The sequence below is a fragment of the Flavobacterium sp. 40-81 genome, assembly GCF_001898245.1.
Classification (GTDB): domain Bacteria; phylum Bacteroidota; class Bacteroidia; order Flavobacteriales; family Flavobacteriaceae; genus Flavobacterium; species Flavobacterium inviolabile.
In genome coordinates this window covers 1-6,938 of the sequence record NZ_MKTM01000029.1, presented here as the reverse complement: position 1 = coordinate 6,938, position 6,938 = coordinate 1, and the positions used below count along the sequence as shown (strand labels likewise).

Here is a 6,938-nt window from a genome sequence, read left to right as displayed (position 1 = left end):
AACTACAGCTAATTTAAAAGCCATATTATAATCCTTTTGAGTACGCTTAACTCGCGTTGTTGTTGTGTCTTTCATAATAAGTCGATTTTGTGTCAACTTATTTCAGGACGGGACAATGACCCAAAAAAAAGCGGAGTAATTACTCCGCTTTGCTATTTTAAGATCAAGGTCTGTTAAAACTACCGGTAACTTCTTTTCACATACCATTGTATCCCGATAATAACCAGTAAAACAGGGTACAGCATGTATCCGGAAACAGCTAAACCGACAAGTGGTAGTCCGCAACGTCCTGTAAAGCCTATTGAACCTATCAGCGCGGCAAGCACCGGAATCACCAACTGACTTCCCAGACTGATCATACTAACCGTAAACAGATCCATTGTAATGCTTTCTTTTATCGCTTTGTTTCCGTAAACAAACTGAAAAACGATTGGTATGAATAAAAGTAATAATGCTATAATCATCATCCGTATGTCAATTACTATTTATTAATTTCACAATTGCCCTTTACCTTTTGCCCTTTACCTTTTGCCCTTTGCCTTTTGCCCTTTGCCTTTTGCCCATTACTTTTCACCCTTTGCTCCTTGCTTTTTACCTCTTACCTTTCTACAACTCATTCTTCACCTCATCATCACATTCCTCACCCCAGCATTCCTTACAAGGCTGGTCTATTTTAGGATAGTGCATTTGTTTTTCGGTAGTGACAAATATATTGTTTGAGGTCATTCCGGAAGGATAAGTCGTTATCCAGCGGCCCAAATGTTTTTCTTTTTCGGCAGGAATGAATTTAAAATCCTGAGCTGTCCGGGTACCTTTCCATTTTGTTTTTACAACAATCGTATCGTTTTTGGTCTGGTAGGCATTTAGAATTTCAAATTCCTGGTCTTCCTGCTGTCCGTGAAGGAAAATCTCCGATTTTTTCCCGGTATGCGTAATGGTCAGCAACAGGTTTCCGGCATCGCAGGTATTGTAAACCACCAAGCCTTCACTGGTTTTGGTTAGCCGTACCCACTCTGTTGGTAGTGTTTTTACATCGTATAATGTTTTTCTTTCGGACTCACAACCCATTAAGGCTGAAAGCACTATGCCTGCGTAAAAATATTTCATGCTGTTTTTTGCTTGGTTGTCTTTAATTAGTTTGCAAATGTATTTTGTTTTTTTGCAAAAAAGAAGCTGTTTGCACAGCTTCTTTTTTAGTATGGTTTTTTAAAATTGTCTTTTACCGCCTTTTTTCTCTTTCCCGGCAAATTTTTCAATTTTATAGGTCAAGGAAAACATAGCATATCGTTTCAGTACTACATTTTCCTCATCGCGAATATTGGTTGCGGTAATGCTCCTCATCGTACTCTGGTTCTGATTCAGCAAATCGTAGACCTTTACTTTAAAATTCATCCTGTCATTAAAGAAATTGTATCCGATGCTGGTATTCCAGAGGTAAAAGTCTTTTTTAAACCCGTCTGATATAGCCGAATTATAGGTGTATCCGAAATCGTTACCAATAACCAGTCCTTTTGGCCAGTAACTGGTGGTTTGCAGGTTGATCTGGTGCTGGTAGGTCGATGCGGAATTGATACTATAGTTGGTATATTGCGTATCGTTATACGTATAGCTATAGGATGGATTAACGCTTAACAATTCGCCGTAATCCCATGTAAAGTTAGCTCTTGCCCGGAACCTGTAATTAAAAGCATCATACATTTCGGCATTGGTATAGCCTTTATATTTATTAAAATTCATTCCGGTACCGGCACTCACTCTAAACGAGTGTACTTCCCTTTTAAACGATTTGTTCCAGTTGAGTCCTGTCCAGGTATTAAAAACACCCGATACATTTTCATAGCTGGTGGTTCTTTTGGCACTTTCGTCATAAACCGTTGACGAGATTATCTGGCTGTCATAATATTGTCCTCCGGTATAAAAGCTATAACCCGAACGCGAAGCATAGTCATAATTGCTATAGCTCAAATATACATAGTGGCTTTTATTTGGATTCAGATCCGGATTTCCGGTAAAACTCACCAAAGCACTGGAAAGGTCTTCAACCGGCAGCAATTGCGTAGCCGACGGGAAAGAAACCTGATAGGAATAACTCGTCCAGATGGATTTAGCCTTGGACAGCTTATAACTCATGTGAAATTCTGCCGAAGGCAGCATATAATCCCGGATTAGTTTGGTGTCCTTATACAGGTAAAACGATTCGTTATTCAATCGGGTTATCGAAGTCCCGAAATAGGCTCCTAAATATATATTTTTCTTTTCAATATTAATTCCCGCTTTCGGATTCACCGTAATGGTTTTAGTGCGTAAAAAATTAGACAGGCTGTCGTTCTGAATGTCATACAGCTGCGTATCGCCGTCAAAATTAAATGCGGTATTATTTTCCAGCGTTTTGTTCCAGTTGTAGTCGACAGCGAGTTTTAAACGTATTGAATCCACTATGGGCTCCAAATACTCCAGTCCCACATCTATTTTGTCGTTAAAGTTGCGGTTGTAGCGAATCTGGTCCCTGTTGTCTGTTTTGAGCAGGTCGCCGTTCGGATCATAAAACCGGGTTTTCGACTGATTCAAAGCACTTCCGGTATTCTTGGAATTTGAGTTATCCAGACTGAAATTCAACGCTCTTCCTTTCTTATTCAGCTTTTTATAGAAGTTTAATGAATTACTGAAACTGTTGCTGTCATTTTCATTATACAGGTTACTGTTGCTATCGTTTAACAGCTTATTATTTTCTCCGGTGGTAAATTCTGCCGACTGGCTTTTATTGACCGCATTGCTTTTGGAAAAACGGGGCGCTATATATACCGTCGTGGTGGAATCGATAGTATATTCAATATTGATACCTCCGTTATGGGCATACCTGTCATCACGGGTTGTTCCGTTGGATTCCGTAATGATCGTTCTGTCCGGAAGGAAATTCTGGCTGCGGGACCGGTTGGTATTTTTAGAGGTCGCATCCCTGTAGAAATAGTTTCCGCTCACATCAAAACCTTTAAAAAATTCATCAGCATAGTTTATCCCGATCATATCCGATTGTGTAATTCCTTTACCGCCACCGAAACTCATTCCGTTAACCCCGAAACTTCCGTCACTGCCGGAACTCATCGAAGTATTCCGGCCGCCGCCCATATTATCGAAGATTTCATTCATCGAGAATCCGGTGGAATTGATATTATTGGACGAACCCAAAAAGCTGATCTTTCGTTTTCCTTTAAAGTAGTTTACCAAAGCACTGCTTTCATAGCGGCTGTCGGTACCATAACCACCCATAAATTTACCGAAGAATCCTTTGTTTTTATCCTCATCTATGGTCAGGTTGATCGTCGTGTTATTCGAACTGGCTTTCTGGCCGGAGATCTCTTCTTTTTTAGATTTGGTATCCGTTACCTGTATTTTATTGATAATCTCGGCTGGAAGGCTCTGCAAAGCTATTTTCCCGTCTTTATCGAAAAACGGTTTCCCGTTAACCAATATCTGGTTTACTTCTTTACCGTTTACGGTAATTTTCCCGTCGGTGTCTACTTCTACTCCCGGCAATTGTTTCAACATTGTTTCCACATTGGCATCCGGACGCACTTTAAAGGAGGCTGCATTAAATTCCAGCGTATCGCTTTTAATACGGATGGGCGGCGCTTCCGCTTTTACAATAACCTCATCCAGCGCTTTGGCTGTAGCCAGCATAGCAATCGTACCCAAATCTTTTGAAACCGTAATTTCTTTCATTTCCTGTTTAAAATCCTGATAGCCTATCATGGAGGCTTTCAGAAAAACGGGCTGGCTGACTTTCTTTACATTCAGATCAAAAACACCGTTTTTGTTGGTAATCGTGTAGTCAATTAAGGAGGAATCTTTTACGGCAGATAAATAAACCGTTACCGATTCAATCGGCAGATTTGAGTTTTTGTCGATAATTTTGCCTTTTACATTGATAGTGCTTTGCGCAAATGAAAGGCAACTTAATAACAAAAACGCAAAAAGTAAGGTAGTTTTTTGCATTACATTAAAAAAAATTGCGGTTAATATGTAAACATAATAACCGCAAAAGAAATGATTTCGTCTTTAATTTATTCGTTCATTAGAAAAAGTTTAACAAACTATTTCTGTCTGAAATAAATATCAATAGGAACTCCTGAAAAATTATAGTTTTCACGAAGTTTATTCTCAATAAATCGTTTGTAAGGATCCTTTACATATTGTGGCAGATTTGCAAAGAACACGAACTGTGGTGTTGGTGTCGGCAACTGCATACAATATTTGATCTTAACATATTTTCCTTTTAATGCCGGTGGTGGCGTATGCTCGATAATCGGCAGCATCAATTCGTTAAATTTCGAAGTGGCTACACGCTGTTTTCTGTTTTCGTATACTTCAACAGCTGTTTCCAGTGCTTTCAGCAAACGTTGTTTGGTTAAAGCCGATACGAACAAAATTGGCACATCGGTAAACGGTTCCAGTTCTCTGCGTATTTTCGCTTCGTAATCACGGGTTGACATGGTATCTTTTTCTACCAAATCCCATTTATTTACCAGGATCACAATTCCTTTTCTGTTTTTTTCTGCCAGCCAGAAGATACTCTGGTCCTGTCCTTCGAATCCGCGGGTAGCATCGATCATCAGGATACAAACATCACTGTGTTCGATAGCCCGAACAGAACGCATTACAGAATAGAATTCCAGATCTTCTTTTACTTTCGCTTTTCTACGGATTCCGGCCGTATCTACCAGATTAAATTCAAATCCGAAACGGTTGTATTTGGTATCAATTGCATCACGGGTAGTTCCGGCGATATCGGTTACCACAAAACGGTCTTCGCCGATCAGGGCATTGATAAAAGATGATTTCCCTGCATTCGGACGTCCTACTACAGCAAAACGCGGTAACGGATTCACTTCCTCAGTTACTTCCGGCAAATCCGGCAGTGTTTGTACAAGAGCATCTAACAATTCTCCTGTTCCGCTTCCGTTCATTCCGGCAATAGTGAAATATTCGCCTAAGCCAAGGTTATAAAATTCGATAGCGTCTTTTTCACGCATCGCATTGTCTACTTTATTAACAACCAGTAAAACAGGTTTGGTTACTTTTCGAAGCAGCTTCGCCACTTCATCATCCATTGGGGTGATTCCTTCCTCTACATCCACCATAAAGATAATGGCATCTGCCTCATCAATGGCCAGCTCTACCTGACGGCGGATCTCTCCTTCAAAAACATCATCAGAACCTTTAATATATCCTCCTGTATCAATAACCGAAAATTCTTTTCCGTTCCACTCACTTTTTCCATAATTACGATCACGCGTTACTCCGCTCACAGAGTCAACTATGGCTTCACGGCGTTGGATTAACCGGTTGAAAAAAGTTGATTTTCCAACATTTGGCCTTCCTACTATGGCTACGATATTATTCATTTTTCTTCTCTATTTTTTGCAAAAGTACGTTTTTTGATTTTAGCATGCTCAAAAATACGCCCGGGCAAAATCTTTAATTAATTATTTTTATTTTGATTGTATCCGAATCGGCGCAGCTGATAGCTGTTGCTTCGCCAGTCTTTATTTACTTTTACAAACATTTCAATATGAATTTGTTTGCCAAAGAATTTTTCCAGATCCTGACGTGCCTGAATACCTACTTTTTTAATAGCAGCACCTTTATGTCCGATGATGATTCCTTTCTGCGTTTCGCGTTCTACCATGATAACGGCTCTGATCCGGATAATATCATCGTCTTCCAGAAATTCTTCCGTTTCGATTTCCACCGCATACGGAATTTCCTTTTCATAGTTTAAAAGGATTTTTTCACGGATGGTTTCATTTACAAAGAAACGTTCCGGTTTGTCTGTCAGCGCATCTTTTGGATAATATGCCGGCGATTCCGGCAGTAATTCCAGTATTCTGTCGAAAACCGTACTTACATTAAAGTTTTCCAATGCCGATATCGGGAAGATCTCTGCGTTAGGCACTTTTTCTTTCCAAAGGTTTACCTGCTCTTCCAATTGTTCCTGATTGGATTTGTCAATTTTATTCAACAACAGCAATACCGGAATTTTGGCATGGATGATTTTATTAAAGAAGGCTTCATCTTTTAATTCCTTCTCTCCTATTTCTACCATATAGATCAGCACATCGGCATCTTCGAAAGCAGACTTTACAAAATCCATCATAGACGATTGCAATTCGTAAGCGGGTTTGATGATTCCGGGTGTATCTGAAAACAATACCTGGAAATCGTCTCCGTTTACGATCCCTAATATTCTGTGACGGGTTGTTTGAGCTTTGGAAGTTATAATCGAAAGGCGTTCTCCAACAAAGGCATTCATTAATGTTGATTTTCCAACATTTGGATTACCGATGATGTTAACAAAACCTGCTTTGTGTGACATAGTAAAAAATTTAGCCTACAAAGGTAGGGATATCAAGCGAATAAGAATAAATATTTTATTTTTTTCGAAAAATACTTGTTATTCCAACTATTCGTCGTAGTTTTGCACTCGAAACATCGCGGGATAGAGCAGTAGGCAGCTCGTCGGGCTCATAACCCGAAGGTCACAGGTTCGAGTCCTGTTCCCGCTACTAAGTAGACATACTGAAAATACAAAACGCACATCGCGGGATAGAGCAGTAGGCAGCTCGTCGGGCTCATAACCCGAAGGTCACAGGTTCGAGTCCTGTTCCCGCTACTAAGTTACAGACTGAAAATTACAAACGCACATCGCGGGATAGAGCAGTAGGCAGCTCGTCGGGCTCATAACCCGAAGGTCACAGGTTCGAGTCCTGTTCCCGCTACTAAAAAAAGCCCCTTCATTTTGTTGGGGCTTTTTTTTATGCTATGTCCCGTCCTGAAATAAGTTGACACAAAATCGACTTATTATGAAAGACACAACAACAACGCGAGTTAAGCGTACTCAAAAGGATTATAATATGGCTTTTAAATTAGCTGTAGTTTCC

At 40.0% G+C, this 6,938-nt stretch carries 5 protein-coding genes and 3 tRNA genes; 3 read left to right on the top strand and 5 right to left on the bottom strand.

The features are described 5' to 3' along the window. Positions 1-179: 179 nt before the first annotated feature. The 5 genes from BGO42_RS11120 to era all read right to left on the bottom strand — a co-directional run bounded on the left by BGO42_RS11120 (position 180) and on the right by era (position 6,373). A complete protein-coding gene (locus BGO42_RS11120) occupies positions 180-467 on the bottom strand; it encodes a hypothetical protein (RefSeq protein ID WP_273243465.1) in 288 nt (95 codons plus the stop codon). A 139-nt stretch (positions 468-606) separates the two neighbouring features. After that, the gene (locus BGO42_RS11115) at positions 607-1,107 is read right to left on the bottom strand and encodes a hypothetical protein (RefSeq protein WP_177729946.1); all 501 of its coding nucleotides are present in this window, start codon (positions 1,105-1,107) and stop codon (positions 607-609) included. 99 nt (positions 1,108-1,206) lie between these two features. After that, the gene (locus BGO42_RS11110) at positions 1,207-3,993 is read right to left on the bottom strand and encodes an outer membrane beta-barrel protein (protein ID WP_273243468.1); all 2,787 of its coding nucleotides are present in this window, start codon (positions 3,991-3,993) and stop codon (positions 1,207-1,209) included. A 98-nt stretch (positions 3,994-4,091) separates the two neighbouring features. Next, the gene (der, locus tag BGO42_RS11105; RefSeq protein WP_177729948.1) at positions 4,092-5,402 is read right to left on the bottom strand and encodes a ribosome biogenesis GTPase Der; all 1,311 of its coding nucleotides are present in this window, start codon (positions 5,400-5,402) and stop codon (positions 4,092-4,094) included. A gap of 77 nt (positions 5,403-5,479) precedes the next feature. Beyond that, complete coding sequence (gene era / locus BGO42_RS11100; protein ID WP_177729949.1) at positions 5,480-6,373, bottom strand: GTPase Era; 894 nt, start codon at positions 6,371-6,373, stop codon at positions 5,480-5,482. 117 nt (positions 6,374-6,490) lie between these two features. On the opposite strand from era, the gene BGO42_RS11095 reads away from it, so the two are divergent. From BGO42_RS11095 to BGO42_RS11085, 3 genes are all read left to right on the top strand, one after another. After that, a tRNA-Met gene (locus tag BGO42_RS11095) sits at positions 6,491-6,563 on the top strand. Positions 6,564-6,597: 34 nt separating this feature from the next. Beyond that, positions 6,598-6,670, top strand: a tRNA-Met gene (locus BGO42_RS11090). A 33-nt stretch (positions 6,671-6,703) separates the two neighbouring features. Continuing rightward, positions 6,704-6,776, top strand: a tRNA-Met gene (locus tag BGO42_RS11085). Positions 6,777-6,938 lie beyond the last annotated feature (162 nt).